Raw genomic sequence first — 26,840 nt, forward strand, 5'->3', positions numbered from 1 at the left:
GGCGCGCCTGACCGAAGGGGTGCCCGGTGACGGTGCGGGTCGCGATCGACTTCGGGACCTCGAGCACCTGTGTCGTGGTGTCGGTCAACGGCCGCGAACCGCAGGTCGTGGTGATCGACGGGCAGCCGCTGATGTCCTCGGCGGTGTACGCGGCGTCCGACGGCACCCTGTTCGTCGGCCAGGAGGCCGAGCGGCAGGCGGCCGTCGACCCGTCGCGGTACGAGCCGAATCCGAAGCGGCGGATCGACGAGGGCGATCTGCTGCTCGGCGATTCGGTGCTGCGGGTCATCGACGTCGTGCACGCGGTGCTGGACCGGGCAGTCGCCGAGGCGCGGCGCGTCGCGGGCGACGCCGAGGTGGATCTGCTGGTGCTCACCCACCCGGCGGACTGGGGCGCGATCCGCACCCGGCTGCTGCGCCAGGCCGCGGGGCGGCTGGCGCGCGAGGTGGCGCTGGTGCCGGAACCGGTCGCCGCGGCGGTGTACCACGCGGCGACCTTCGCCCCGGAAGCTTCGCCGGGCGGCCGGACGGTCGAGTTCTCCGGCCGTCCTGGCGACGCGTTGGCAGTGCTCGATCTCGGCGGCGGCACGGTCGACGTCAGCGTCGTCCAGCGGTCGCCGGAGGCCGCGCGCGCCGCGCGAGCGCCGGGTGCGCCTCCGCAGCGGGGCGGGTTCCAGGTGCTGGCCACCCGAGGCGATCCGAGTTTCGGCGGGGCCGACATCGACCAGGCGCTGCTGGAGCACGTCGGGTCGCTCGTGTCCGGCACGGATCCGCAGGCGTGGCAGCAGCTGGTCGAGGGTCGCGAGCTGGCCGAGCGCCGACGGCGCCGGGTGCTGCGGCAGGACGTCCGCGGCGCGAAAGAGACGTTGTCCCGGCACACGTACACCGATGTCCCGTTGCCGCCGCCGTTCGCGGACGCGCACGTGACGCGAGTGGACTTGGAACGACTGATCGGGGCTCCGCTCGGCCGGGTGGTCGAGCTGACCAGTGCCGCGATCGCGGACTCGGGCCTGCGTCCGAAGCAGCTCGCGGCGATCTTCCTCGTCGGCGGTTCGAGCCGGATCCCGATGATCTCCCGGCTGGTGCACGAGCGCACCGGAGTGGTGCCGACGAGCCTGGACCAGCCGGAGACGGTCGTCGCGCGCGGCGCGCTCCGGGCGGTGCTGCTGGAACCGGACCGCACCGGGGTGCTGCCCGGTTCGTCGATCCCGGGGCAATCCGACCATCGCACCGAGATCGTCCGCGGGGACGCGCCGACCCGTCGCGTGCCGCCGGTGCCGAACGCGCTGAACGCACCGCCGCGGAACGCTCCGGTGCCGCCGCGCGGCTTTTCACCGGCCAATCCGGCCAGCGGGCCGCAAAGCGTGCCGTTCGGTGCCGTAGCGCCGCCGAGTCCAATGCAGACCGGACCGGGCAAGAACGCGTTGGGGCAGAACAGTTCCGGGAATGGGGCGTTCGGCGCTCCCGGTGCTCCTGGCGCGGAGGCGTCGAGCAGTTCCGGCGGCAAGGCGAAGAAACGGCGCAAGCTGTGGCTGATCACCGCGGCGGTGGCGGTCGTGGCCTTGATCGCGGGCGGCGTCGTGTACTTCGTCAGCAACGGGAACAACTCCGAGCAAGGCCGTTCGTTCTCCCAATACGACTTCAGCCTCGTCGCGCCGAACGACTGGGTCCAAACCACCGACGAGGTCGCGGACCGGCAGGTGATCCTGCACCCGCAGGACGCCGAGCGGGGCAACGATCTCGTGCTCGCGCAGGAGTTCGTCATGGACTACGACGCGACGGCGGACCGGCAGAAACTCGTCGATGCGTTGCGATCCGGGGTGACCGGAAACGCGAACTACACTGCGTTCCGCTCGGATCTGACTTACGGTGGCCGGAGCGTGATCGGCTATGTCGAGAGCAAACCCGAACGGATTACCGTCCGCTGGTATGTGCTCGTGCAGGGCCGGATCCGGGTGCACGTCGGCTGCCAGTACCAGTCGCCGGCGGTGCAGCAGCGCGTCGACGCCGCGTGCGAGCAGGTGGTGCGCACGTTGAAGATCACCAGCTGAAGGAGCACTCGTGGCCTCCGAACCGGAATCCGCGCCAGCGGCATTCACCCGAGCAGGCCAGGACGCAGTCACTTTCTCGCGGCGCGTCGCGGGCACCGCGCTCGCGCGCAGCGAACGGCGCCGCGGCGAAAACCGGGAACTGCTGAAGGAGTTCGGCAGGCGACGGCTTTCCGGTGCCGCGGAACCCGCGCCGTCCGCGTTGCGCGGGGCCGCCCGCCGGTTCCGCGCGGCCCGCGGATTGCCGATGCCCGTCGAACCCGCGGTGTCCGAGCCGGTTCCCGTTCGTCCCGAGATTTCGCCCGAACAGACACGGACGAGTGAAGAGGACGAGGACTTTTCGCAGTCGCGAATCATGAGCCGGGACTCCTGAAATATTCCGGGAACCGGCTGTGCGTGTGCTAACCACGCTGGTGGACAAGGTTTTTTCGGGGGTGCCCGGAGCTCGTTAACCCGGCCGTTGCCGGGCGGTTCCCTGCCCCGGCGTTCACGCAAGCAACTACTTGAGAAGAAGTCGCGACAAGTGTGAACCGAACTGGCAATGTCTTCGTCGTAGGTGCAGTGCCGGAAACACCAGCCGGCGCGCACAACCACTAACGAAGGGGGTAGCTCCCATGGCTGGCGGTTTCACCGGGGATCCGAAGGAATTCACTCAGGCCGAGGGGCGCGTCGTCGAGGCGACCGGCCGGATGAACAAGAACCTGGGCGACCTGCGTTCCAACATCGAGGCGACCCGCGCGGGCTGGGAAGGCGACGCGCAGCGTGCCTTCGACAACGTCATGCGCCGCTTCGACGACTGCGGTCGTGGCCTCAACGACGCTCTGCACCGCATCGGCACCCTGCTCCAGGAAGGTGGCTCGATGTACGCCAAGAGCGAGGCGGCGCAGCACGAGCACATCAACTCGCTCAACAAGGGCTTCGGCGTTCTTGGCTGATCGGGACTTTCCCGTTCGGATTCGACTTCATCTTCATTCATTCTTCTGACAGGAGCTTGACATGCCTGACGGCCGCATTGTTGTAGACCCGGGAACGATCCACCGCGCGGCGGAGGACTGCACCGCCACCGGCAGCGAGCTGAAGAGCCTCTTCGACAACCTGAAGAGCGACCTCAACCCGCTGACCCACAGCTGGAGCGGTGAAGCGAAGGACCAGTACATCCAGGCCCAGAACGAGTGGGACCAGAAGTTCGACGAGTTCACCCAGCTTCTGGCGCAGATCGCCGCCGTGCTGCCGCAGATCGCGGACGGCTACCAGGCGACGGACCGCTCGGTGCAGAACCTGTTCTGAGCCAAGCCCCGAAACCACGGCGGGCCGGACACCTTCGGGTGTCGGCCCGCCGTTTTCGCGTGCTGGCAAGGGTTTTCGCCGATCAGGAACGGCTTCTTCGGCCGCGGCTTTCCTGGCTTGGCTGAGGAGAACGCGCCGCTCAGTGCGGAGCGCCGACCGAATATTCCGGCTTGTCGTTGAGCACCCGCACGGTCACCTTCTTCGGCTGCCCGCCGACCTGCACCGTGCAATCGAAGGTGGCACCGTTCTCGATCGCCTGCCCCGAAGGGCACGAGACGTTCTTGACGTCCGGCTCGCCGTAGTTCTCGTTGAGCACCTTGGAAACGCCGTCCTGCAACGACTTCTGGTCCAGGGTGTCCCCGCTGAACACGCCGGTCGCCCACGAGATCCCGGCCGCGGCGGCCAGCACCACCACGACCGCACCGCCGATCAGGAACGGTTTCTTCGACCGCGGTTTGCCTGCCTTGGCCGTGGAGAACGCGCCGAGCCCGCCGTACTCGGACGGCTGGAACCCGCCGCCGTAAGGATTTCCGGATGCCTGCTGTCCCGGTTGTACCGGCGTCGGCTGGCTGTGCGGCTGCCCGGGCCCGCCATATGGCTGCTGCTGACCGTAGGGCTGAGCCGGGTAACCCTGCTGCGGATACTGCGCGGGCGGAAACGGTTGCTGCGCCGGAGGTTGCGCCCACTGTCCGCCCGCGGGCTGCCCGCCCTGCCAACCGGAACTGTCCACTTCGGACGGATACCCCGGCTGCTGCGGCGCGTTCGTCCCCGGCTGCCACCACTGCGGCTGCCCTTGCGGCTGCTGGTCGGGAGGCTGGGTCATCGGTGCTCACCTCGGGATTCGATGGGCGCGGGGATCGGCGGGAGAGTGCGCATCAGCGCCCCTGCAGTTCGCCGAGCCGCCGGTAGAAGTCCTGTTTGGCCGCGTCGTCCGCGAGCACGGTGACCTGCGAGGCGTCCGGAATCGTCGGCAGGTCCGAGGCGGTGGCTTCGCCGGTGAACTTGAAGTCGTAGCGCAGTTCGACCTTGTGCCCGTCGCCCTCGAACTTGGCCGCCATCGTGAACTCGGCGAGCGAACCGTCCGGCTTGAGCGTGATCACGCTCGGCACGACGGCCTTGCGCAGCTCCGGGCCGACCTCGTTGACCACCTTGTCCGGGAGCAGTTCGACGCGCCGGTCGAGGAAGATCGAGAACGGCACGTTCACGGTCAGCTGCTCAGTGCCGTCCGCGGAACTCTTCGCGCCGCGCAGCGCTTTTTTGTCCGCCTTGTACGAGCTGTCGACCGAGTCGCCCATCTTGCACGCGATCTGCACCCCGCCCCACGCGCACGGCTGCACGAGCCCGGCCTCCGGCTTCGGCATCGACACCCACGGCGTCGGCGCCAGCGATTTGTAGGCCGGGCCGAGGTAGAGGTACTCGACGGTGCCGTCGGCCGGGGTGAACGAGTCGAGGAACTCGTTGGGGTTCTTCTGCGACCGGTTGTGCACGATGCGGCTCTCCGGGCTGCCGGTGCGCGCTGAGGTGACGATGTTGTGCAGGTACTTGTCGTCGAACTTGAAGTACCGGTCCGCGGAGTTGGTCACATTGCGCGGCTCGACGATCGTGTCCGCGAGCTTGGACATGGCCTTCTCGAACTTCGCGCCGACGTACGCGGCGGCCTGGTCGCCGTCGGGCAGCGCGGTGCCGGCGCGGGCCTGCCCGCACGCGGTCGCGAGCGCCAGCACGGCGGCGACGGCCGCGGTCGTCCGTACGGCGGCGGTCGTCCTCGCTCGTGTCTTCAACTGCTGTCCCCAGGTGCTCGCTCGTGCTCGCGCGGATGCGCGAGCGAATCGTCTCACCTCGAGCGGACGCGCGCGGCGGCGTGGTGGTTCCGGGAACCGGTCGGGTACGCTGTGACCGGCCGACGAGGCGTCTTCGCACCCCCGCTGCACAACAGGCGGGACCACAGGGGTATCTTCATATGTCGTTGTGCGTTGCGGCGCGTCAGCGCTCGGCCCGCACATTACCCACACGCAATGACGACGAGGTAGACCCTTGCCCACGTACAGCCCCAAGCCCGGCGACGTCACTCGTGCCTGGCACGTGATCGACGCCGAGGATGTCGTGCTCGGACGGCTCGCGACCGAGGTCGCCACGCTGCTGCGCGGCAAGCACAAGCCGACCTACGCCCCGCACGTGGACACCGGTGACTTCGTCATCATCGTCAACGCCGAGAAGGTCGCTCTCACCGGTAACAAGCGCGAGCAGAAGTTCGCGTACCGGCACAGCGGCTACCCCGGCGGTCTGCGGAAGCGCTCCTTCGGCGAGCTGCTCGACACCAAGCCCGAGCACCTCGTTGAGAAGGTGGTCAAGGGCATGCTGCCGAAGAACAAGCTCGGCCGCGCCATGGCCAAGAAGCTGAAGGTGTACGCCGGCCCGCAGCACCCGCACGCCGCGCAGCAGCCGCAGGCGCGCGAGATCACCAAGATCGCGCAGGTCGCGCAGTGAGTGAGGAACAGTTGACCAGCACCGAGACCGAGGTCGTCGCTTCGACCGAGACCCCCGCCGAGGCCGTGGCGACCAGCGAGTCCGCCGCCGCCCCGCGCCCGTCGCGTGCCGCCGGTGGCAACGCGCAGACGGTCGGCCGCCGCAAGGAGGCCGTGGTCCGCGTCCGCGTCGTGCCGGGTACCGGTGAGTTCAAGCTCAACGGCAAGTCGCTTGAGCAGTACTTCCCGAACAAGGTGCACCAGCAGCTCATCAAGGAGCCGCTCGTCACCGTCGAGAAGCCGGACTCCTTCGACATCTTCGCCAACCTCAAGGGCGGCGGGATCTCGGGCCAGGCCGGCGCGCTGCGTCTCGCCATCGCCCGTGCGCTGGTCGAGGTTGACGCCGACGACCGCCCGGCCCTGAAGAAGGCCGGCTTCCTGACCCGTGACGCGCGCGCCACGGAGCGGAAGAAGTACGGCCTCAAGAAGGCCCGCAAGGCCCCGCAGTACTCCAAGCGCTGATATTCAGCACTCTGGCGCAACCCTGGAAGCGTCCATCCGTCCATCGGATGGGCGCTTCCGGCGTTTTCCGGGCCTGGTGATGCGTTCTTCGCCACTGGCACGACTGTCTTGGGGTAGGGCAGGGGATCACCCCTGCCGGGCCCGGCGCTAGGTTTGTCGAGGCCCGGCGCGCCCCGAGGCCGCTGAATCAAGACAAGGAGGTCGAAATGGCTCGACTGTTCGGCACCGACGGGGTACGCGGTCTGGCCAATGCCGACCTGTCCCCGGAGCTGGCTCTGTCGGTCGCGGCGAGCGCCGCCCGGGTGCTGGCGGCGCACGACCGTTCGCACCGCCCGGTGGCCGTGGTGGGCCGCGATCCGCGCGCCAGCGGCGAGATGCTGGAGGCCGCCGTGGTGGCGGGCCTCGCGTCAGCCGGTGCGGACGTCCTGCGGCTCGGCGTGCTCCCGACCCCCGCCGTCGCGTACCTCGTGGGCGCGCTCGAAGCGGACCTCGGCGTGATGATCTCCGCCTCGCACAACCCCATGCCGGACAACGGCATCAAGCTCTTCGCCGCCGGCGGGCACAAGCTGCCGGACAGCATCGAGGACGAGATCGAATCCGGCCTCGACGCGACCGGCATCACCCGCCCGACCGGCGACGGCGTCGGCCGGGTGACTGACGTCCCGGACGCGCTCGACAAGTACATCGAGCACCTGGTCGCCGCGACGCCGCACCCGCTGACCGGCCTGAAGGTCGTGGTGGACTGCGCGAACGGCGCGTCGTCCGCGGCCGCCCCGGAGGCGTACCGCCGGGCCGGCGCCGAGGTCGTGGCGCTGCACGCAGAGCCGGACGGCATCAACATCAACGACAGCTGTGGCTCGAACCACCCTGATTTGCTGCGCGCGGCAGTCGTCGAACACGGTGCCGACCTCGGCATCGGCCACGACGGCGACGCCGACCGCTGCGTGGCCGTCGACGCCGCCGGCGAACTGGTGGACGGCGACCAGATCATGGCGGTCCTGGCACTGGCGCTGGCCGAAGAAGGCGCGCTGGTCAAGGACACCCTGGTCGCGACCGTGATGAGCAACCTCGGCCTGCACCTGGCGATGAAGGCACACGGCATCACGGTCGTCACGACTGCGGTGGGTGACCGCTACGTGCTGGAGGAACTGCGCGCGTCGGGCCTGGCCCTCGGCGGCGAACAGTCCGGCCACGTAGTCCTCCCCGCCCACGCCACCACCGGCGACGGCCTGCTGACGGCGATGCGCCTGATGGCCAGGATGGCCGCGACGGGCAAGCCCTTGGCGGAACTGTCCGCGGTGATGAACCGGCTCCCGCAGGTGCTGGTCAACGTCCCGGTGGCGGACAAGGCCGCGGTGGCCGGGTCCGCCGAAGTCCGCGACGCGGTAGGCGAGGTCGAAGCCGAACTCGGCGAGGAAGGGCGGGTTTTGCTGCGTCCTTCCGGCACTGAGCAACTGGTGCGGGTGATGGTCGAGGCTCCGGCCCACGCCACGGCTCAGGCAGCGGCGGATCGGCTGGCCGGGGTCGTGTCCGCGGTCTCCTGACCGAACTGCCCGAATCGCTGCGCTCCTCGTCACTCTCCGGGTACATTCCGTAGACGAGTGTCCGGCACCGCCGACGGCTTTTGTGCGTCCAAGGTCCGGAAGCACTGGGCAGTCGAGGAGGGGCGAGCGTGGGGAACCGACAGAACGTCGATCCGCAGATGCTGGAGACGGCGGGCGGATTTGTCCGGGACGCGGCGAAGGACCGGCTGCAGACGACGCTGCCCGCGTTGAAGCAGCTGCAGATCACCGAAGCGGACTTCGGGCGGAAACACCACGGCTCGTTCCAGCTGTACAAGACCGGGATCGAGGCGGTCGGCAAATGCGTCGACAGCTACGTGAAGGCGTCTGAGGACTTCGGGAACAACCTCGGGTCGGCGAGCAAGAAGTACACGTCCAACGAGGCGCACAGCTCGGACTCCATCACGAAGAGCGGCAAGCGCTGATGTCCAAGCGCAGCGGGAACTTCCCGACTTTCCAAGAGTTCCAGCAGTTGATGAACGACCCCAGCATCGACAGCAACACCAAACGGGGTCTGGCGCTTCGCTACTTCGATTACGTCGAGGACGAAAACGACGACGGCGAAGCGCAGAGCTACGGCTTCCAGAGCGACGACGACCGCAACCATTGGCGCGACTACTACAAGGACAAGCTGTCCATCTCCGAAGGAGACATGGACTGGGAGTGGTCGAGCGAAAGCGATGTCTACGACTGGTACGGCAAGGCGAAGGACCAAGCCGACAAGGGCGCGAAGGCGGCGCAGGACAAGCAGCAGCAGGCGGTCGACGGCGACAAGCAGAAGCTGAAAGACCAGGGCGCCAAGAACACTGACACGGATCCTGGTGTCGCGAACTCGAACGAGATTCTCGACCTCGGTGTTTCGGGCCTGCAGCCGTTCCGGAACCTGCTGCCGCTCTACAGCCGCGCCCGTGGTCTCGTCGCGCAGAACCTGCCGGACCATCCGTTCCAGCCGCACGTCGGCGACCCGTTCGACGAGCAGCGGGACATCCCGTTCGACAAATTCAAGGCTGCTGCCAAGGAATTGACGGACGTCAACGCGTCCATTGTGGACGCCGCGGCGGACCAGGACAATCGGATGGCGACCGTGTTCGCCAACTGGTCGGGCAACGCGCGGGATTCGGCTCAGCAGTCCTGGAAGGGGATCACCGACGGCACGAAGGCCGTCGAACAGACCCTGAAGGACGGGGCGGGCCTGATCGACCGCAGCATCGCCTCGATCGCCAAGCTGATCCGGGCGAAATGCCAGTGGCTGCAGGATTACTACATCACCGAGTACCCCAACAAGGGCGACTTCTCGCCCGGCGACATCGATCGGCTGATCCGCGTCGCCGAGATGGGCCGGAACGCGAGCGACGACGACTTCAAGCACTTCGTTCGCCTGATGCCTCAGGACATGAAGGACAAGATCGACCACGATAGCTGCGATCTGAACGACGAGACGAAGGACGCCGGGCAGGAGTGGGCCAAGAAGTGGCTCGCCGGGTTCTGCGGGTTCATGGACAAGCACGTCACCAACTGGCAGCAGGTCTGCGAGCACACGCGGACGAGCGTCGACCAGGTGTGGAACGAACTCGGCGCGTCGCTGGGCAAGGCGCGCGAGGATCTCTTCACCACGTCGTCGAAGCCCGCTGACCAGGGCGGCGGGAAGCAGCAGGACGGGGGCGGCGGCCAGCAGACCACGCCGTCGTCCTCGGGTGGTGGCGGCAAGGACTCGGGGATGCCGAGCACCGGCGGCTCCGGGCCGACCCCAGCCGCGGCGCAGACGCCCAAGATGCCGGAAACGCCGCAGACTCAGCCGCAGCCGGCCGAGAGCCTCAACCCGGTCACTCACCAGCCGCTCGAGGTCGATCCGAAGACCGGGCAGCCGTATCCGATCGACCCGAAGACGGGCGCGGCGCTCAAGCCCGAAGAGCCCGAGACGATGACCGTCGAGCACGACGGCCACAAGATCTCCATGTCCGAACCCGGCAAGGACGGGCACATGGGGATCAGCGTCGACGACGGCACGGGCAAGCAGAAGACCTACGACCTCGACTTCGGCGACCAGGCGAAGCCCGGTGCGACGCCACCGGGGACTCCGGTGCCGGGCCAGCATCCGGACCCGGTGACCGGGTTCGGTCCGCAGGGGCACGACGGTCCGCAGGGGACTGGCCAGGGGCACGACGGAACCCCGGCCCAGGACGCCGCGAAGAGCCACGACGGGGCGCAGGGGCACGAGGGCACGCAAGGATCCGGGCAGAAGTACCAGCCGGGTCCGGACGGAAAGATCCACATCCAGGACGGCAAGCTGTCGATCGTGGCCGAGCGGCCGTCCGGAGCCGACGGCCCGACGGTCGTGACCATCGACGACGGCTCCGGCCATCCGACGAAGTACACCCTCGGCGACGACGGTGCGCTGAACCCCAGCAACCACAACGGGGGAACCGGCGGTGGTGGAGCCGCTGCGGCTTCGGCGGTCGCCGGGCAGGCCACGCCGGGCGCCCCGACGCCGCCCGGCACGCCAGTGCCGGACGCGGCGGCGGCAGCGGGCCAGCCGGTCGCCGCTGCGGCCAACCAGGCTGTCCCCGACCAGGTCGCCGCGCAAGGCCATCAAGTTCCGGATCAGGTTGCCGCGCAAGGCCACCAATCCCCGGATCAAGTTGCCGCCCAAGGACACCAAGCCGTCCCCGGCCAGCCAGTCGCGCAGGAGCACCAGGTCATCCCTGGCCAACCGCCCGCGCACGAACTGCCCGCGACGCACGAGCCAGCGGCGGCGTCGGGACCGGACGACTCGACGAGTGCCCAGTCCGTGCTCGACCCGTTCTCCTCCGACCCCGGAATCGGCACCGTTCCGCACGTCGGTCTCGGCGACATCGGCGACCCGATGGCGGCCTCGGCAGGCGACGGTCCGCCGACCGACACCTCGCAGCTCGGCACCGCGCCCGTGCATCACGAAGCGAGCGGCTCCGGCACCCCGGCCATGATGGGCGGCGGGATGATGGGCGGCCTCGGCAGTGCGCCGGGCGGCGGAGGAGAGCAGGAGCGTTCGTCGAGCGCGTACCGTGTCGACGGCGGTCTTTTCGGTTCGCAGTCCAGCTCGAACCGGATCAGCGGTTCGTTGCTCGACGACGATCAGCCTGGCCGGGACAGCGGGGGAGGGACGCGGTGAGCGGCGAAGACCTGGGGGCGGGGTTCCGCCACAAGATGGCCCAGATCGAACGCGAGGCGGAGGAACGGCTCGCGTTGATCGGCAGCCGGGTCCGGAAAGACCTCAAGGAAAGCAAAGAGGCCAGCGACAAGCAGCTGCGCACGGTCGGCCAGGTGATCGTCCGCGTGCAGGAGAGCGCTCGTCGTGCGGCGAAGGCCGGCGGCTGGGTGATGGAGTCGACGGTCGGCGACAAGCCCAAGGGCGAGGTCAGCTTCGGCTTCGAGGACGACGAGGCGGAGAAGGAACGTCGCGCCGGCTACGTGCCCGCCGAGCCCGCTCCGGAGCGGCCGGGCACGCCTCCGCCGGCTCCGGCGCCGCCTGCCGCTGCTCCGGCGTCCGGGCGGCATCGGCGTGGCGTGCACCACGACGAGGACGACTACACGCACACCGACTGGCTGGCTACCTGAGCCGAACCGGCTGATCAGGCAGCCGGTTCCTCGTCCTCCGGAACCTCGATCGGCGCGCGCTTCACATCCGCGTCCAGCAGCGGCAGGTACTTGTCCGTACCCGTCAAATGCGTGAGAAAGAACGCAGTAAACAGCGCCTTCGCAAGCTGCTGAGTCGCCCGCTGCGGTTTGCCCTGCAGCAGCAGCTGGCTCCAGTGCCGGCCCTCGGTCACCGCGAGATGGGACGACTTCGCCAGCGTCCGCAGCTGCACCGGGCCGCCCCAAGCCTGGGCGATCGCGTCCGCATGGCCGACCGCCGGGGCCACCAGGTCGCCGTCCACGGCCAGGTGCAGGCCAGGGGCGCTAATCACCTTCGCGGCTTCCGTAGCGGCCGGGAACGTCTGTGCCGCAGCAACTGTCGCCACTGCGCGGACCTTCGGGCGCGCTTCGTCGCCTGCTCCGGCGGACTGGGCGGCTGCGAGCACTGCCGAACCGCCGCCGGTGGAGTGGCCTGCCAGGCCCAGTTTCTCCGGGTCGACGCTGATGCCGTCCGGGCCCAGGCGGACCGTGGTGACGACGTCGAGCGTTGTCAGCAGGTCGCCGGCCAGGAGGCGGTGCGACGGGAGCGGGCCCAGCTGGGTCGCGGGGGCCGCGGCGACTACGCCCCAGCTCGCGAGGTGGTGCAGGAGCTGCCGGTAGCGCGTGGCCGGCTGCATCCAGCCGTGCCCGAACGCGATGGCGGGCAGGCCAAGGCCTTGGCGCGGGGTGAACACGACGCCGGGCAGTCCGACCAGGGCGAGGTTGCCGCGCAAAACCTCGTGGGGTCCCGGGTGGGACAGCTCCGTGAGCAGCTGCTTGGGCTTGCTGGCCATGCGCGTGACCTTACTGCCCGTGCCCCGCCCCGGCCCGGTGCGCCACCCCGATCGGTTTAGGGGTCCGCCGCCGGACTGCGCCGACACCCGGTCAGGCGTTGTCCGGGAGGTCGCTCGCCCAGCTCAGCGGCACTGAAAACCCCGGTCGAGGGACCGGAGTAGGGGACTGGACTTGTCTCGTTACGCTAGTTCGCGTGTGTGGAATCGTGGGATACGTCGGACACCGCCCGGCTCTGGACGTCGTGCTCGGTGGGCTCCGCCGCATGGAATACCGGGGCTACGACTCGGCTGGCGTGGCGGTGCTGGACGGCGCCGGCGCGCTGACCGTCGAGCGCAAAGCCGGCCGTCTGGCCAACCTGGAAGCCCGGCTCGACGAGGTCGGCCGCGACGCGTTCGCGGGGACCGCGGGCATGGGCCACACCCGCTGGGCCACCCACGGGGCTCCGATCGACCGCAACTCGCATCCGCACCGGGACACCACCGGTCGCGTGGCCGTGGTGCACAACGGGATCATCGAGAACTTCGCCGCGCTGCGCGGCGAGCTCGAGGCCGCGGGCATCGAGATGGCCAGCGACACCGACACCGAGACCGCCGCGCACCTGGTTTCCCTCGCTTACTCCGAGGGCGACACCAAGGGCGACCTGCCGGCCAGCGTCGCCGCGGTGTGCCGCCGCCTGGAGGGCGCGTTCACGCTCGTCGTGACGCACGCGGACGAGCCGGACACGATCGTCGCCGCGCGCCGGTCGTCGCCGCTGGTGGTCGGGGTCGGCGAGGGCGAGCACTTCGTCGCTTCCGACGTCGCCGCGTTCATCGAGCACACCCGCGAGGCCGTCGAGCTGGGCCAGGACCAGCTGGTCGTCATCACCCGCGACGGCTACGAGGTCACCGACTTCCACGGCGACGCCGCGCAGGCCAAGCCGTTCACCGTCGACTGGGACCTGTCGGCCGCCGAAAAGGGCGGCCACGAGTACTTCATGCTCAAGGAGATCGAGGAGCAGCCGGAGGCGCTGGCGAACACGCTGCGCGGGCACTTCGAGGCCGGCCGGATCATCCTCGACGAGCAGCGCATCTCCGATCAGGACCTGCGCGACGTCGATAAGGTTTTCGTCATCGCCTGCGGTTCGGCGTATCACTCCGGCCTCGTCGCGAAGTACGCCATCGAGCACTGGTGCCGCCTGCCGGTCGAGGTGGAGCTGGCGTCGGAGTTCCGCTACCGCGACCCGGTTCTCGACCGCGACACGCTCGTCGTCGCCGTCTCCCAGTCCGGCGAGACCGCGGACACCCTCGAAGCCGTGCGGCACGCGCGCGAGCAGAAGGCCCGCGTCCTGGCGGTCTGCAACACCAACGGCGCGCAGATCCCGCGCGAGTCCGACGCGGTGCTGTACACGCACGCCGGGCCGGAGATCGGGGTCGCCTCGACCAAGGCGTTCCTCGCGCAGATCGCCGCGAACTACCTCGTCGGCCTCGCGCTGGCGCAGGCGCGCGGCACGAAGTACCCGGACGAGGTCGCCCGCGAGTTCGCCGAGCTGGAAGCGATGCCGGCGGCGGTGCAGAAGGTGCTGTCCACTGTGGACCAGACGCGCGAGATCGCGCGGCGGATCGCCGACTCGCGCGCGGTGCTGTTCCTCGGCCGCCACGTCGGGTTCCCGGTGGCGCTGGAGGGCGCGCTGAAGCTGAAGGAACTCGCGTACATGCACGCGGAGGGCTTCGCGGCGGGCGAGCTGAAGCATGGTCCGATCGCGCTGATCGAAGAGGGCCTGCCGGTCGTCGTCGTGATGCCGTCGCCGAAGGGCCGCGCGGTGCTGCACTCGAAGCTGGTGTCGAACATCAGCGAAATCCAGGCGCGGGGCGCGCGCACGATCGTGATCGCCGAGGAGGGCGACGAGACCGTGCGCCCGTTCGCCGACGAACTCATCGAGGTGCCCGCGGTGCCGACGCTGCTGCAGCCGCTGGTTTCCACCGTGCCGCTGCAGGTGCTGGCCGCGGAGATCGCCAGTTCCCGCGGGTACGACATCGACAAGCCGCGTAACCTGGCGAAGTCCGTCACTGTCGAGTAGCGGGAGCCGCCGTGCAAGGAATCTGGACTACAGAACGGATTCGCGCGGCGGAAGACCTGCTGCTCGCGCGCACGCCGGACGGCGAGCTGATGCGCCGGGCCTCCTTCGGCCTCGCCGCCGAGGTGGCCGGGCTGCTGGCCGAGGACACCGGCGGCGTCTCCGGTCGGCGGGTCGTGCTGCTCGTCGGCTCGGGCAACAACGGCGGCGATGCGTTGTGGGCTGGCGCTTTCCTGCGTCGGCGCGGGGTCGCGGTGGCTGCCGTACTGCTGAAGCCGGAGAAGGCGCACCCGGCCGGATTGGCTGCCCTGCGGCGATCCGGCGGCCGCGTTGTGTCCATTGCGGACAGTCCACAGTGGATCGAGAAGGCGGACGTCGTCGTGGACGGCATTGTCGGTATCTCCGCCCGTGGCCCACTGCGTCCCGAAGCAGCCGAGCTGGTCTCGCAGATCGAAGCCCCGGTGGTGGCGGTGGATCTGCCAAGCGGCGTTGACCCGGACACCGGCGCGGTCGACGGTCCGCACGTCACCGCCGAGCGCACGGTCACGTTCGGCGCGCTGAAGCCCGTGCACGTGCTGGCTCCGGAGGAATGCGGCGAGGTCGTGCTAGTGGACATCGGCCTGCGGCCGTGGCTGGACGAGCCGGATCTGCAGCGTCTGGACCTTGCTGACGTCGCTGAGGCGTGGCCGATTCCCGGCCCGGAGGACGACAAATACACCCAAGGCGTCGTCGGCATCGCGGCCGGATCGGCGACCTACCCCGGGGCGGCGGTGCTCGCGTCCGGTTCCGCAGTCCGCGCGACGGCGGGCATGGTCCGCTATGCCGGGCACGCCGCGGACGTCGTGCGCTCGCGCTGGCCGGAGATCGTCGCGACCGGCTCGGTCACCGACGCGGGCCGGGTGCAGGCGTGGGTCGTCGGGCCGGGGATCGGCACCGGCGGCGAAGGCCGGGAAATCCTGCGGCACATCCTCGGCCAGGGCGTCCCGGTGTGCGCGGACGCCGACGCCACCACGCTCATCGCGCACACCCCCGAAGTCCTCGACGCCCGCGACCCGGACACTCCGCTCGTGCTCACCCCGCACGCTGGCGAGTACGAACGCCTGATGGGCCGCCGCCCGGGCGCGGATCGCGTGGCGGCAGCGCGGGAGGCGGCGAAGAAGTACGACGCCGTTGTGCTGCTGAAAGGCCACTGCACAGTCGTCGCCGCTCCGGACGGTCGCGTCGCGGTGAACACCCCGCGCGGTTCGTGGCTGGCCACCGCTGGCTCCGGCGACGTGCTGACCGGTCTGGTCGGCTCGCTGCTTGCCGCCGGACTCGACCCGTGGCTGGCCGCCGCGGCCGCCGCGCAGGTGCATTCGCTAGCAGGCGCGCTTGCCGCGGAGGAGGTGCCGACGTCCGCGTCCGGTCTGGTCGACGCCATCCCCGCCGCGCTCCGATTGGTTCGCGCGACCGCCCGCTGACCAGAGCTTCCCCAATGTGGCATTGGGTGCATCTGACGCACCGAACGCCACATTGGGTGCATCTAACGCGCCCAATGTGGCATTGGGGTTTCTCAGTGCGGTGTGGGGGCGGGTTCGTGGCAGTGTTGTCGGCTAGGGGGCGCGGTCCACCTCCTGGCGAGACAAGCTGCGTACCTCGACCTCCGTGACTAGCGCGCGCCAGGCCTGGCAACGAGGGCGGGCACCCCGCACGCAGCTGAGAAGACCTATGGGAGCGCTTCGAAGGTGACCCAGGAGTTATCGAGTTACGTGTTAACTCGGCTCGCGATATCTGGTAAGAACGAGATGTGAGTCGAGACACGCCAGGACGGCCGAAGACGCGCCCGTCCGACGCCGCGGTGGAGCAGCGGCGCCAGGAGATCCTCGACTACGTCATTGACCAGGGCGAAGTCCGCATCGACGACCTCACCGCCCGGTTCGGCGTGAGCCTCATGACGATGCACCGCGACCTCGACGACCTCGCCGACAAGCGGCTGTTGCGGAAGCTGCGCGGCAAGGTCGAGGCGTATCCGGCGCTCACCATGGAGACCGCCAGCCGGTTCACGCTTCACTCGGCGGAGAAGGAAGCCCTCGCGGATCTTGCGATTCAGCAGGTCGAGCCTGGCCAGACCGTGTTCGTGGACGACTCCACCACGCTGTTTCCGCTGGTCGAGCGGCTGGCCCAGCTTGAACGCCTCACCGTGATCACCAACTCGCTGCAGGCTGCGCGACTGCTGGGCACCGGCGTCGACGTGGTCCTGGCAGGCGGGCATTACGACCCCGAGTACGACTCCTGCTCCGGCCCCGACGTGCTCGCGCTGCTCGAGCGCATTCGCGTGGACATCGCGTTCGTCTCGGTGAGCGCGGTCGCGGTGGGCAGGCTGTTCCACCCGGTCCGCGACTACGCCGAGCTGAAGAAAGCCGTGTTGCGCGCCGCGAACCGCAACGTGCTGGTGCTCGACCATTCGAAGTTCGGCCGCACCGCGACGTACGCGCACGGCACCGTCGGCGATTACGACCTCCTGATCACCAGCGAAGCCACTCCGACTGAGGAGATCGAGGCCGCGCTGAACGAGGGAACGGCGGTCGAGGCCGCGGAGTACGTCGAGGAGGGGCAGCCCTATGACAGCTGAGCTGGTGGCCGGGGTCGATTCGTCGACCCAGTCGACCAAGGTCGTGGTCTGCGACGCGCGCACGGGCGAGATCGTGCGCACCGGTCGCGCACCGCACCCGGACGGCACCGAGGTCGACCCCGCAGCGTGGGCGCAAGCGTTTGCGGACGCCACTCGCGACGTTCTCGACGGCGTCAAGGCCATCGGGGTCGGCGGTCAGCAGCACGGCATGGTCACGCTCGACGAGTCCGGTGAGGTAGTCCGTCCGGCATTGCTGTGGAACGACACCCGTTCCGCGCAGGCGGCCAAAGACCTGACCGAAGAGCTGGGCGGACCCGGTGTGTGGGCGAAGTCGGTCGGGCTGGTGCCGGTCGCGAGCTTCACCGTCACCAAGCTCCGCTGGCTCGCCGAGCACGAGCCGGAGAACGCCGATCGTGTCGCGCGCGTTCTGCTGCCGCACGACTGGCTCACCTGGCGGCTGCTCGGCCGCCCGGAAACCGCGGTGACCGACCGCGGCGACGCCTCCGGCACCGGCTATTTCTCGCCGACAGACAACACTTATCGCCCTGACGTCCTCGCGCACGCGTTCGGCGGTCGCACCCCGGATCTGCCGACGGTGCTCGGACCGTCCGACGTCGCCGGGCACACCAGCGACGGCATGCTCGTCTCCGCGGGCACTGGCGACAACATGGCCGCCGCGCTCGCCCTCGGACTGGCTCCGGGCGACGCGGTGATCTCGATCGGCACCAGCGGCACGGTTTTCGGCGTCACCGAGACCGGCGCGGCCGACGCGAGCGGCCTGGTCGCCGGATTCGCCGACGCCACCGGCCGCTTCCTCCCGCTGACCGCCGCCCTCAACGCCGCCCGCGTGCTCACCGCGGGCGCGGCGATGCTCGGCGTCGACCTGGCCGAATTCGACCGGCTCGCGCTGTCCGCCGAACCGGGCGCGGGCGGGCTCACGCTGCTGCCGTACCTCGACGGCGAGCGCACCCCGAACCTGCCCGGCGCGACCGGTTCGCTGCACGGCCTGACCAGGGCGAACATGACGCCGGAGAACGTCGCGCGGGCGACCGTCGAGGGCATGGTCTGCGGGTTGGCCGCCGGGCTCGACGCGGTGCGCGCGCAGGGCATGGCCGTGAAGCGCGTGCTGCTCATCGGCGGCGGCGCGCAGTCCGCCGCGGTGCGCGCGATCGCGCCGATCGTGCTCGGCCTGCCCGTCGTGATTCCCGAGGTCGGCGAGTACGTCGCGCAGGGAGCCGCTCGGCAGGCCGCCTGGGCGCTCGCGGGCAGCGCCGAACCGCCCGTGTGGCACGGGACCGAAAGCCAGCTCGTTTTGGACGAACCCGCCGGGGCACTGCGCGCCGCGGGCATCGAGATCCAGCAACGCCACCTCGAGGCGCGCGAGGCCGCGCACGGGGTTTCCGCGAAATTGGGAGAGGACTGACCGATGGCCAGCATCACCTACGACAAGGCGACCCGGCGCTACTCCGGGACCGAGCGTCCCGCCGTCGACGCGCTGGACCTGGAAATCGCCGACGGCGAGTTCCTCGTGCTGGTCGGGCCGTCGGGTTCGGGCAAGTCCACCGCGCTGCGCATGCTCGCGGGCCTGGAGGACATCGACGAGGGCGCGGTCTGGATCGGCGACCGCGACGTCACGCAGCTGCCGCCGCGTTCGCGCGACATCGCGATGGTGTTCCAGAACTACGCGCTGTACCCGCACATGACGGTCGCGCAGAACATGGGCTTCGCGCTGAAGATCGCCGGGCGGCCCGCGTCGGAGATCAAGCAGAAGGTGCTCGACGCGGCGAAGCTGCTGGACATCGAGCAGTACCTGGACCGCAAGCCGAAGGCGCTCTCAGGCGGTCAGCGCCAGCGCGTCGCGATGGGCCGCGCGATCGTGCGCGAGCCGCAGGTGTTCCTCATGGACGAGCCGCTGTCGAACCTCGACGCGAAGCTGCGGGTTTCGACCCGTACGCAGATCGCCGCGCTGCAGCGCCGCCTCGGCGTCACCACCGTGTACGTGACCCACGACCAGGTCGAGGCCATGACGATGGGTGACCGCGTCGCGGTGCTGTCGGACGGTCTGCTGCAGCAGTGCGACACCCCGCGCGCGCTGTACGACCGGCCCGAAAACGTCTTCGTCGCGGGCTTCATCGGCTCCCCGGCGATGAACCTGGTCGCCGCGAAGCTCACCGCGGACGGTGCCGAGGTCGGCGGCGTGCAGGTGCCGCTCAAGCCCGAGGTCCGTTCCGCGGCCGACGGCGACACGGTCACCATCGGTTTCCGCCCCGAGTCGCTGGAAGCCACCACCGACACCGACGGCACGTTGCCGATCAAGGTCGAACTGGTCGAGGAGCTGGGCTCGGACGCATACGTCTACGGCAAGCTCGGCGCTGGCGTCGAGGAGTCCGCTGAGGGAGCGTCACGCAATGTGGTCGCGCGCGTCGACCCGCGTACGCCGCCCCGCATGGGCGACACCCTGCACCTGCGGATCCGTCCGGACGAACTGCACGTGTTCTCCGGCACGTCCGGGCAGCGTCTCTCCTGAGCCGATGACGTGGGAAACTGGCAGTCGTTATGACTGCCAGTTCTCCGCACGCCGAGACCGTGGTCGATCTCGGCGCTGTGCGCCACAACGTTTCCTTGCTGGCCGCCCGGGCACCCGGTGCGGCCGTGATGTGCGTGGTCAAAGCCGACGCGTACGGCCACGGCGCGGTGCCAGTCGGCCGCGCCGCTGTCGAAGCCGGGGCCACCTGGCTCGGCACCTGCTCGCTGCAGGAGGCCCTCGACCTGCGGGCCGCCGGGCTGTCGGTTCGGCTGTTCAGCTGGCTGGACGTGCCGGAGCTGGATTTCGCGCCCGGCATCGAGGCGGACATCGACCTCGGCGTCAGCTCCCTCGGTGAGCTGGCCCGGGTCGACGCCGCCGCGGAGCGGACCGGAAAACGCGCTCGTGTGCACCTCAAAATCGACACTGGCCTGTCGCGCAACGGCTGCCCGCCCGCCGACTGGCCGGCGCTGGTCGAGGCGGCGGCCAAGGCGCGCGGCGTCGAGGTAGTGGCCATTTGGTCGCACCTGGCCTGCGCCGACGAACTGGGCCACGCGTCGATCGACGCGCAGGCGAAGCTGTTCGCCGAGGCCTACGACGCGGCCCGCGCCGCCGGGCTCGACCCGATCCGGCACCTGGCCAACTCCGCGGCCACGCTCACCCGGCCCGACCTGCACTTCGACCTGGTCCGTCCGGGCATCGCGATGTACGGCCTCAACCCGGTGCCGACCGACGACGACCTGCGCCCGGCGATGACGTTCCGCTCCAGCGTGGTCCTCACGAAGCCGCTGGCCGCCGGCGAATCCGTCTCCTACGGCCACACCTGGACCGCGCCGGAGGACACCACGCTCGCGCTCGTGCCCGCCGGGTACGCCGACGGGGTTCCGCGCACGCTGTCCGGCCGGATGGACGTCTGGCTGGGCGGGCGGCGGCGGCCGGTCGTCGGGCGGGTCTGCATGGATCAGCTCGTGGTGAACGTCGGCAACGAGGACGTGCCGCGCGTCGGCGACGAGGTCGTGCTGTTCGGATCCGGCCGCTCCGGCGAGCCGACCGCGCGCGAATGGGCGGACAAGCTCGGCACCATCGACTACGAGATCGTCACCTCGATGTACCGGCCGCGCGTACAGCGCCGGTACGTGGGGGAGCGGGCGTGACTCCTTCGGCGCGGCTGTGGGCGATCGTCGGCGGAGTCGGAGCGGTAGTCACGGGTGCGGCAGCGGCAGTTGTCGCGACGCAGCAACGTAAACCGACCGAAGACCCCTTCGCCGACGAGCCGCTGGGCGAGCTGAAGCCGGACCGTACGTCCACTGTCGCCGCTGAAGACGGCACGCCGCTGTCGGTCGAGGAGATCGACCCTGAGGACGGCGAGAAGCCAGAGCTGACTCTCGTCGGCGTACACGGCTTCGCGCTTTCGCGGCGCTCGTGGCACTTCCAGCGCCGCGATGTCGCTTCGCTGCGACTGCCCCGCGTACGGCAGGTCTACTTCGACCATCGCGGCCACGGTCTGTCCGGAGAAGCGTCTACCGAGACGTCGACGATCGAACAGCTCGCGCACGACCTCGACAGCGTGCTGCGTGCGATGGTGCCCGAAGGACCGATTGTCCTCATGGGACATTCCATGGGCGGCATGGTGATCATGGAGCTGGCCGCGCAACGGCCAGACCTCTTCGAGGACCGCGTATGCGGCGTCGCCTTCATCGCGACCGCGGCGGGCGAAGTCGGCGCGCGCGGATTGCCGAGGCCGTTGCTGTCCAAGTACAACCCGCTCACGCGCGGCGTCGGCGAGCTGGCCGGGTGGCAACCCGGGTTGGTGGAGTTCGTCCGCGCGGCGGGCGGTCAGCTCACTCGGCAGGCAGTGCGGCGGCTCGCTTTCGGCAGCCGCGACGTCTCGCCGCGCCTGGTCGACTTCATGCTGGAAATGCTGGCGGTCACGCCGGTGCGCGGGCTGCTCAACTTCGTCGACACTCTCGGCAGCCACAATCGCTACGCTGTGCTGGCCGGGCTGAAACACGCACAAGTGCTGGTCATCGGCGGCGACTCGGACCGCTTCACGCCGTTCGCGCACGCCGAGCGGATCGCCGCCGAGCTGCCGGACGCCGAGCTGGTGCGCGTGCGCGGAGCCGGGCACATGGTGCAGCTCGAACAGCCCGAGCTGGTGAACAGCCATCTCATCGACCTGCTGCAGCGCTGTGGTGGCAGCGCCGCGCCGAACCGGCGAAACTGGTGGTGGACAAGGTGATTCTGGAAACCCCCGAGGACACGATGGCCTTCGGGCGGACGCTGGGCGCGGCCCTGCGCGCGGGCGATCTGGTGCTGCTGGACGGTCCGCTAGGGGCCGGAAAAACGACGCTGACCCGCGGCATCGCGGACGGCCTCGGCGTTGGCGGCCGGGTCAGCTCGCCGACGTTCGTGCTGGCGCGAGTACACGCCGCGGGCGCGGCCGGAGTCCCATTGATCCACGTGGACGCGTACCGGCTGGGCGGAGATCTGTCCCAGCTGGACGATCTCGACCTGGACACCGACCTGGAGTCGTCCGCGGTGGTCGTCGAATGGGGCGAGGGCAGCGCGGAGCGGCTGTCGGAGGACCACCTCGTCGTCCGGCTGACCCGCCACGACGACGACACCCGGACTGTCGTGCTGGAACCGCACGGCTCCTGGACGAGCCGGGTCGACGAGCTGAAAGCGGCCTGAACGCCGTGAAGGGCCCCTTGAGGGAATCAGATTCCTTCAAGGGGCCCTTCACGGCCAGTCAGGCGATTACCGCCCGGCCGTGGCCTCCTCGCTGGCAGACAGCGACGGAGCCGAGCCAGGCAACGGCTTCCGCGCCGTCTCCTTCAGCTTCAGCAGCGTCAGCACGCCGACCACGCCAGCGATCATCAGGTAGTACCCAGGCCACTTGAGATCCCCGGTGGCCAGCACCAGCGCGCTCATCACCAGCGACACCGTCCCGGCGAACGCCGACACGAAGATGTTGAACGAAATCGACAACCCGCCGTACCGGACCTCGGTCGGGAACAGCGCGGGCAGCGTGGACGGGCAGGTCGAGGAGAAGCAGATCAGCAGCAGTCCCATCAGGACCAGGCCGAGCAGCACCGAGATCAGCGACCCGCTCTTGAGCAGCAGCACCATCGGAAGGCCGAGCACGATCAGCCCGCCCGCGCCGACCCACAGAATCGGCTTGCGGCCGTAGCGGTCGCTGAGCTTGCCGAGGAACGGGATCAGCAGCACGCCCAGCCACAGCACGCCGATCTGCAGCCACTCCGCCGCGGTGGCCGAGATCGCCTGCCCGCCGTTCTCGGACATCGTGCGGTCGTCCTTGAGATAGGTCGGCATGTAGCTGGTGAGCATGTAGTTGGTGACGTTCCAGGTCACCACGAGCCCGCCGGCCAGCAGCATCGTCGGCCAGTACTTCGCGAAGATCGTGCGGACCACGTGCTTGGCCTCGGCGTCCTCGCGCTTGCCCGATTCGTCGAGCAGCTGCTGGAACGCGGGCGTCTCCTCGAGCTTCGTCCGCAGGTAAACCCCGACGATGCCGAGCGGCAGCGCCACCATGAACGGGATCCGCCAGCCCCAGGTGTCCATGAAGGCCGGCGTCGAAACCAGCGGGAGCACCGACGAGACGGTCGCGCCCAGCGCGTACCCGATGAAGGTGCCGAACTCCAGGAAGCTGCCGAAGTAGCCGCGGCGGCGGTCCGGGCTGTACTCGGCGATGAACGTCATCGCGCCCGCGTATTCGCCGCCGGTGGAGAAGCCCTGCAGGACCCGCGCGCACACCAGCAGGATCGGCGCGGCCAGCCCGATCGAGGAGTACGACGGGATCAGTCCGATGAGGAAGGTGCCGGTCGCCATCAGGATCACCGTCACCGCGAGCACCTTGGTCCGGCCGATCTTGTCGCCGAGCGGACCGAAGAACAGGCCGCCGAGCGGACGCACCAGGAACGCCACCGCGAAGGTCGCGAACGTCGCGAGCTGGGCCAGCGCGGGATTGCCGGGCGGGAAGAACTGTGCCTCGATGGTGGTGGAGAGGTAGCCGTAGACCCCGAAATCGAACCACTCGGTGATGTTGCCGACCGCGGCCGCGCCGACCGCCCGGCGCATCGTCGCGTCGTCCGTGACCGTGGCGCCGCCCGACGGCCCCCTCCCGTCTGCTGCCTCTGTCACATCGCTCCTTTCGCGTTTTCCAGGACTCACTGCGCAGAGCCCCCGACATCACCTACCGCGAGCGATCCAAAGCGTAACGTGATACGTCTCACTCCCGCACGGGGGTAGCGCAGGTAACGCGTAGCGGGGACCATGCGTTATAGCAGGTAGATACCTGTTCAACCCCATCAACTCGCACACGTCGGCCAGCGGATCATCCGGATTCGCCGACGGCATCGGCGTGCGCACCCCGTGAGGAGGAGCCGCAATGACGGCAGTATTCGTGGCCATCGCAAGCTGTGCAACCGCGGGAGTCGCTGTCGCGGCGACCCTTGCGTCCTACGCGCAGCGCAAGTGGCGGGTGCGCGCCGTCGAGGCGTGACCCGTTAGGACTCTCGGAGCTCTAGGGCTCGACAATTCCGACTGCCAGGCCGAGGCCGACCAGATCCTGCGGGCGCAACCGCAGCTGGTCGGCCACGGCCGGTACGTCGGTCATCGGCCGTTTCAGGATCGCCGCCGCCGCTTCCGGCGAAGTGACCGAGAAGTAGGCGTCCGGGGCGATCCAGGTCGTGCCCGGAGCGGCGAAAGCCAGCGCGCCGCCGGAACCGCCTTCGCCGATCACGAGTGTCGTCACCGGCACCGCGGCGGTGGCGATCGCCTCGAACAACTCCGCGATCGCTGGTCCGATCCCGCCTTCTTCCGCTTCCGCGTCGTTTGCCGCGCCGGGAGTGTCCACAAGCGTCAGCACCGGAATCCCTAGCCGGGACGCCAGCCGGATAAGCCGTGCTGCGGTGCGAAAGCCTGCCGGGCGGGTCGCGGTGCCGCACTGTGCTGCGTACGCGATCGCGCGGCCTTCTCGCCAGCCGAAGCCACATTGGACGCCTTCGTCGACGTGACCAGCGCGGTCGCCTTGTACGTTCTCTCGCCAGTCGAAGTACGCGTCGAGGTATTCGGGTGCGCGCGCTCGCGAAGAAGCGCGAGCCGTCCGTACCGCGTCCCATCCGGTTTCGGGCAGCGCGGCGTCTCGACGGGCGTTAGGCGGGGGCGCGGGTTCTGTCGACGGTGAAGCCAGCAGCTGTAGCCATCGCGCGAGTACGTCACCCAGCTCGTCTGTCTCAACGAGACGGTCGACCTGACCCCATTCCAGCTTCGCTTCGACGGTGTACGCCTCCGCGGGCGATGTCGCAGGCCGTACGCGGGAGCCAGCGAAGCCCACTTGCGTGTCTGGCAGTCCCAACACGACGTCGGAACCGGCACCGAGCGTCGCCCAGCCGCCGCCGGTGGACGGGTTACGCAGAATGGAAATCTGCGGGACACCCGCCGCGCGCGCGTCCGCCGAGGCGCGCGCGATTCGCTGGAGCTGGGAGAGCGCGCGCATGCCGTGCTGCATCCGGCTGCCGCCAGTCGCGACCAGCGACACCACCGGCAGCCCACGCTCTTTCGCGTGGGCGAAAGCAGCCTCGACGCGATCGCCGGTCTGCTGTCCGATTGAACCGCCGAGGAAGCCGAACTCCCAGGCGATCAGCACCGTGGGCACGTCGCCGATCTTCGCCTCTCCGACGACGACCGATTCGGCCTCGCCGGTGCGCGCGGCGGCGGCCGCCCTGGCCTCCGGATATCCCGGCCAGCCGAGCGGATCGTCCGCCGGAGTGTCCGCGAGGGACAGGTCGGTGAACCCGTCGGAGATAGCGGCCAGCAGCTCGCGCGCGGTGGTGTTCATCCGAGCGCTCGCTTCATGACTTTGCCCATGTCGTTGCGCGGCAACGCATCCAGGTATCGCACGACGCGCGGCCGCTTGTGCGGAGCAAGCAGTTTCGACACGTGATCGGCGAGGTCTTCGAGCGCCGGGCGCTCGCCGTCCGGCACGACCCAGGCGACGATGCGCTCGCCGAGGTCGTCGTCAGGTTCGCCAGTCACCGCCACCTCGGCGACGTTCGGGTGCTCCAGGAGTGCGTTCTCGATCTCGCCCGCGCCGATCTTGTAGCCGCCGCTCTTGATCAGGTCGGTGGCCTTGCGGCCGACGATCCGGACGTAGCCGTCGGGGTCGCGGGTGGCCATGTCGCCGGTGCGGAACCAGCCGCCGTCGAGCGCCGCGGCCGTCGCGTCCGGCCGGTTGAGGTATTCGGTGAACAGATTCGGCCCGCGGACCTGGATCTCGCCGACCGCGTCCGGCTCTTGCACTGGATCCCCGGACTCGTCGACCAGTCGCAGGTCGACCCCGGCGAGCGGAACGCCGACCGAACCCGGCTTGCGCTCGCCGTCGGCGCGGACACTGGTGTTCATCAGAGTTTCGGTCATGCCGTAGCGCTCCACGACCTGCTGCCCGGTCGCGGCGGTGATCCGCTGGTGGTCGTGCACCGGCAGCGCGGCCGAGCCGGAGACCAGCAGCCGCGCGGACTTGAGCGCGTTGGCGAGGCCTTCGTCGGTCGCGACCGCTTCGGCGATCCGGTGATACATCGTCGGGACGCCGAACAGCATCGTCGCGCCGTTCGCGAGCTCTTCCGTGACGCCTTCGAGAGAGAACCGCCCCAGGTGACGCACCGAGCCGCCACGGCGCAGCGGCCCGAGGATGCCCAGGATCAAGCCGTGCACGTGGAACAACGGCAGCCCATGGACGAGCACGTCGTCAGCGGTCCACTGCCAAGCGTCCTCGAGCGCGTCGAGCGTGGTCGCGATCGAGCGGCGCGGCAGCACAACGCCCTTGGGCGGCCCGGTCGTGCCGGAGGTGTAGACGATGAACGCGGGAGCCTCGGCGTCCGGCTCGCTGGCCGGCGGTTTCCCGTTGCCTTCCAGCGGAATGTCGCGACGCGGCAGATCGAGCGCGGCGGGCAGTTCGACGCCGGGTTCGGCGAGCACCAGCGCTGGCTCGCTGTCGGCGAGGATGTGCCCGAGTTCGCGTTCGCCGATCTTGGGGTTGAGCGGCACCACCGGAACCCCGGCGAGCAGCGCGGCGACCACCGCGACGCTGGTGTGCAGCGTCGGCGTCGCCCACACCGCGACCCGGCGGTCTCGGGGCAGTTCAGCGGCCAGCGCCCCGGCGACCGCGCCGAGCTCGGCGTAGGTGAGTTTTCGGTCTCCGAAACGCAGCGCTTCCTTGCCGGATCCGGCGGCGACTGCGGGGAACAGCGGATCGGGCACTTTCGCGGACCTCCTGCGTCACCGGCACCTGGAACCGCACCGTA

At 69.6% G+C, this 26,840-nt stretch carries 24 protein-coding genes; 18 read left to right on the forward strand and 6 right to left on the reverse strand.

Annotated features, from left to right (window positions below):
• The first annotated feature begins 26 nt into the window (after positions 1-26).
• From ACWDNU_RS20770 to ACWDNU_RS20785, 4 genes are all read left to right on the forward strand, one after another.
• Positions 27-2,051 (forward strand): type VII secretion-associated protein, encoded by a 2,025-nt coding sequence (locus ACWDNU_RS20770; RefSeq protein WP_370932182.1) that lies wholly within the window; start codon positions 27-29, stop codon positions 2,049-2,051.
• Positions 2,052-2,061: 10 nt separating this feature from the next.
• A complete protein-coding gene (locus ACWDNU_RS20775) occupies positions 2,062-2,421 on the forward strand; it encodes a hypothetical protein (protein ID WP_449670091.1) in 360 nt (119 codons plus the stop codon).
• Positions 2,422-2,662: 241 nt separating this feature from the next.
• Positions 2,663-2,983, forward strand: coding sequence for a WXG100 family type VII secretion target (locus ACWDNU_RS20780; RefSeq protein WP_370932180.1), 321 nt, complete (start codon positions 2,663-2,665; stop codon positions 2,981-2,983).
• Between the two features lie 61 nt (positions 2,984-3,044).
• The gene (locus ACWDNU_RS20785; RefSeq protein WP_116202478.1) at positions 3,045-3,335 is read left to right on the forward strand and encodes a WXG100 family type VII secretion target; all 291 of its coding nucleotides are present in this window, start codon (positions 3,045-3,047) and stop codon (positions 3,333-3,335) included.
• Between the two features lie 139 nt (positions 3,336-3,474).
• On the opposite strand, the gene ACWDNU_RS20790 is transcribed toward ACWDNU_RS20785, so the two are convergent.
• Complete coding sequence (locus ACWDNU_RS20790) at positions 3,475-4,158, reverse strand: DUF4333 domain-containing protein (protein WP_370932179.1); 684 nt, start codon at positions 4,156-4,158, stop codon at positions 3,475-3,477.
• 52 nt (positions 4,159-4,210) lie between these two features.
• Complete coding sequence (locus tag ACWDNU_RS20795; protein ID WP_370932178.1) at positions 4,211-5,116, reverse strand: hypothetical protein; 906 nt, start codon at positions 5,114-5,116, stop codon at positions 4,211-4,213.
• 253 nt (positions 5,117-5,369) lie between these two features.
• Here ACWDNU_RS20795 and rplM point away from each other — a divergent pair, with 253 nt between their 5' ends.
• The 6 genes from rplM (at position 5,370) to ACWDNU_RS20825 (ending at position 11,478) form a co-directional block, all read left to right on the forward strand.
• Positions 5,370-5,822 carry a 50S ribosomal protein L13 gene (gene rplM / locus ACWDNU_RS20800; protein WP_009072361.1) on the forward strand — a complete coding sequence of 151 codons (453 nt, stop codon included), beginning with the start codon at positions 5,370-5,372 and terminating at the stop codon, positions 5,820-5,822.
• 11 nt (positions 5,823-5,833) lie between these two features.
• Positions 5,834-6,322 carry a 30S ribosomal protein S9 gene (gene rpsI / locus ACWDNU_RS20805; protein ID WP_037816243.1) on the forward strand — a complete coding sequence of 163 codons (489 nt, stop codon included), beginning with the start codon at positions 5,834-5,836 and terminating at the stop codon, positions 6,320-6,322.
• Between the two features lie 206 nt (positions 6,323-6,528).
• Positions 6,529-7,866, forward strand: a complete 1,338-nt coding sequence (glmM, locus tag ACWDNU_RS20810; RefSeq protein ID WP_449670092.1) for a phosphoglucosamine mutase — start codon at positions 6,529-6,531, stop codon at positions 7,864-7,866.
• 128 nt (positions 7,867-7,994) lie between these two features.
• The gene (locus ACWDNU_RS20815) at positions 7,995-8,309 is read left to right on the forward strand and encodes a hypothetical protein (RefSeq protein WP_370932176.1); all 315 of its coding nucleotides are present in this window, start codon (positions 7,995-7,997) and stop codon (positions 8,307-8,309) included.
• A complete protein-coding gene (locus ACWDNU_RS20820) occupies positions 8,309-11,032 on the forward strand; it encodes a hypothetical protein (RefSeq protein ID WP_449670093.1) in 2,724 nt (907 codons plus the stop codon). The genes ACWDNU_RS20815 and ACWDNU_RS20820 overlap by 1 nt, the downstream gene beginning before the upstream one ends.
• A complete protein-coding gene (locus ACWDNU_RS20825) occupies positions 11,029-11,478 on the forward strand; it encodes a hypothetical protein (protein WP_449670094.1) in 450 nt (149 codons plus the stop codon). Before ACWDNU_RS20820 ends, ACWDNU_RS20825 begins: the two co-directional genes overlap by 4 nt.
• Positions 11,479-11,492: 14 nt before the next feature.
• Here ACWDNU_RS20825 and ACWDNU_RS20830 read toward each other — a convergent pair whose 3' ends face one another.
• Positions 11,493-12,329: a dienelactone hydrolase family protein gene (locus tag ACWDNU_RS20830; protein WP_449670095.1), complete on the reverse strand. Its 837-nt coding sequence runs from the start codon at positions 12,327-12,329 to the stop codon at positions 11,493-11,495.
• Positions 12,330-12,523: 194 nt separating this feature from the next.
• Here ACWDNU_RS20830 and glmS point away from each other — a divergent pair, with 194 nt between their 5' ends.
• From glmS to tsaE, 8 genes are all read left to right on the forward strand, one after another.
• Positions 12,524-14,386 (forward strand): glutamine--fructose-6-phosphate transaminase (isomerizing), encoded by a 1,863-nt coding sequence (gene glmS / locus ACWDNU_RS20835; protein ID WP_449670096.1) that lies wholly within the window; start codon positions 12,524-12,526, stop codon positions 14,384-14,386.
• Between the two features lie 11 nt (positions 14,387-14,397).
• Positions 14,398-15,843 (forward strand): NAD(P)H-hydrate dehydratase, encoded by a 1,446-nt coding sequence (locus ACWDNU_RS20840; protein ID WP_449670097.1) that lies wholly within the window; start codon positions 14,398-14,400, stop codon positions 15,841-15,843.
• Positions 15,844-16,169: 326 nt separating this feature from the next.
• Positions 16,170-16,994 carry a DeoR/GlpR family DNA-binding transcription regulator gene (locus ACWDNU_RS20845; protein WP_370932170.1) on the forward strand — a complete coding sequence of 275 codons (825 nt, stop codon included), beginning with the start codon at positions 16,170-16,172 and terminating at the stop codon, positions 16,992-16,994.
• Positions 16,984-18,417, forward strand: coding sequence for a xylulokinase (gene xylB, locus ACWDNU_RS20850; protein WP_449670098.1), 1,434 nt, complete (start codon positions 16,984-16,986; stop codon positions 18,415-18,417). Before ACWDNU_RS20845 ends, xylB begins: the two co-directional genes overlap by 11 nt.
• Positions 18,418-18,420: 3 nt before the next feature.
• Positions 18,421-19,521 carry an ABC transporter ATP-binding protein gene (locus tag ACWDNU_RS20855; RefSeq protein WP_354748156.1) on the forward strand — a complete coding sequence of 367 codons (1,101 nt, stop codon included), beginning with the start codon at positions 18,421-18,423 and terminating at the stop codon, positions 19,519-19,521.
• A 29-nt stretch (positions 19,522-19,550) separates the two neighbouring features.
• On the forward strand, positions 19,551-20,672 hold the full coding sequence (alr, locus tag ACWDNU_RS20860; protein WP_449670099.1) for an alanine racemase: 1,122 nt from the start codon (positions 19,551-19,553) through the stop codon (positions 20,670-20,672).
• The gene (locus ACWDNU_RS20865; protein ID WP_449670100.1) at positions 20,669-21,757 is read left to right on the forward strand and encodes an alpha/beta fold hydrolase; all 1,089 of its coding nucleotides are present in this window, start codon (positions 20,669-20,671) and stop codon (positions 21,755-21,757) included. Before alr ends, ACWDNU_RS20865 begins: the two co-directional genes overlap by 4 nt.
• Complete coding sequence (tsaE, locus tag ACWDNU_RS20870) at positions 21,754-22,209, forward strand: tRNA (adenosine(37)-N6)-threonylcarbamoyltransferase complex ATPase subunit type 1 TsaE (RefSeq protein ID WP_370932166.1); 456 nt, start codon at positions 21,754-21,756, stop codon at positions 22,207-22,209. Before ACWDNU_RS20865 ends, tsaE begins: the two co-directional genes overlap by 4 nt.
• A 66-nt stretch (positions 22,210-22,275) precedes the next feature.
• Here the strand turns inward: tsaE and ACWDNU_RS20875 are convergent, their stop codons facing one another.
• From ACWDNU_RS20875 to ACWDNU_RS20885, 3 genes are all read right to left on the reverse strand, one after another.
• Positions 22,276-23,679, reverse strand: a complete 1,404-nt coding sequence (locus ACWDNU_RS20875) for an MFS transporter (RefSeq protein ID WP_370932165.1) — start codon at positions 23,677-23,679, stop codon at positions 22,276-22,278.
• 382 nt (positions 23,680-24,061) lie between these two features.
• Positions 24,062-25,378 carry a carboxyl transferase domain-containing protein gene (locus ACWDNU_RS20880; RefSeq protein WP_449670101.1) on the reverse strand — a complete coding sequence of 439 codons (1,317 nt, stop codon included), beginning with the start codon at positions 25,376-25,378 and terminating at the stop codon, positions 24,062-24,064.
• Positions 25,375-26,796 carry an acyl-CoA synthetase gene (locus ACWDNU_RS20885; protein ID WP_370932163.1) on the reverse strand — a complete coding sequence of 474 codons (1,422 nt, stop codon included), beginning with the start codon at positions 26,794-26,796 and terminating at the stop codon, positions 25,375-25,377. The genes ACWDNU_RS20880 and ACWDNU_RS20885 overlap by 4 nt, the downstream gene beginning before the upstream one ends.
• Positions 26,797-26,840 lie beyond the last annotated feature (44 nt).

The sequence above is a fragment of the Amycolatopsis sp. NPDC003676 genome, assembly GCF_053587275.1.

Coding starts and splice junctions, on each gene's coding strand:
- ACWDNU_RS20790 (WP_370932179.1), bottom strand. CDS start 4,158: ATGACCCAGCCTCCCGACCAGCAGCCGCAAGGGCAGCCGCAGTGGTGG.
- ACWDNU_RS20830 (WP_449670095.1), bottom strand. CDS start 12,329: ATGGCCAGCAAGCCCAAGCAGCTGCTCACGGAGCTGTCCCACCCGGGA.
- alr (WP_449670099.1), top strand. CDS start 19,551: ATGACTGCCAGTTCTCCGCACGCCGAGACCGTGGTCGATCTCGGCGCT.
- glmM (WP_449670092.1), top strand. CDS start 6,529: ATGGCTCGACTGTTCGGCACCGACGGGGTACGCGGTCTGGCCAATGCC.
- ACWDNU_RS20785 (WP_116202478.1), top strand. CDS start 3,045: ATGCCTGACGGCCGCATTGTTGTAGACCCGGGAACGATCCACCGCGCG.
- xylB (WP_449670098.1), top strand. CDS start 16,984: ATGACAGCTGAGCTGGTGGCCGGGGTCGATTCGTCGACCCAGTCGACC.
- ACWDNU_RS20855 (WP_354748156.1), top strand. CDS start 18,421: ATGGCCAGCATCACCTACGACAAGGCGACCCGGCGCTACTCCGGGACC.
- ACWDNU_RS20820 (WP_449670093.1), top strand. CDS start 8,309: ATGTCCAAGCGCAGCGGGAACTTCCCGACTTTCCAAGAGTTCCAGCAG.
- ACWDNU_RS20880 (WP_449670101.1), bottom strand. CDS start 25,378: ATGAACACCACCGCGCGCGAGCTGCTGGCCGCTATCTCCGACGGGTTC.
- ACWDNU_RS20780 (WP_370932180.1), top strand. CDS start 2,663: ATGGCTGGCGGTTTCACCGGGGATCCGAAGGAATTCACTCAGGCCGAG.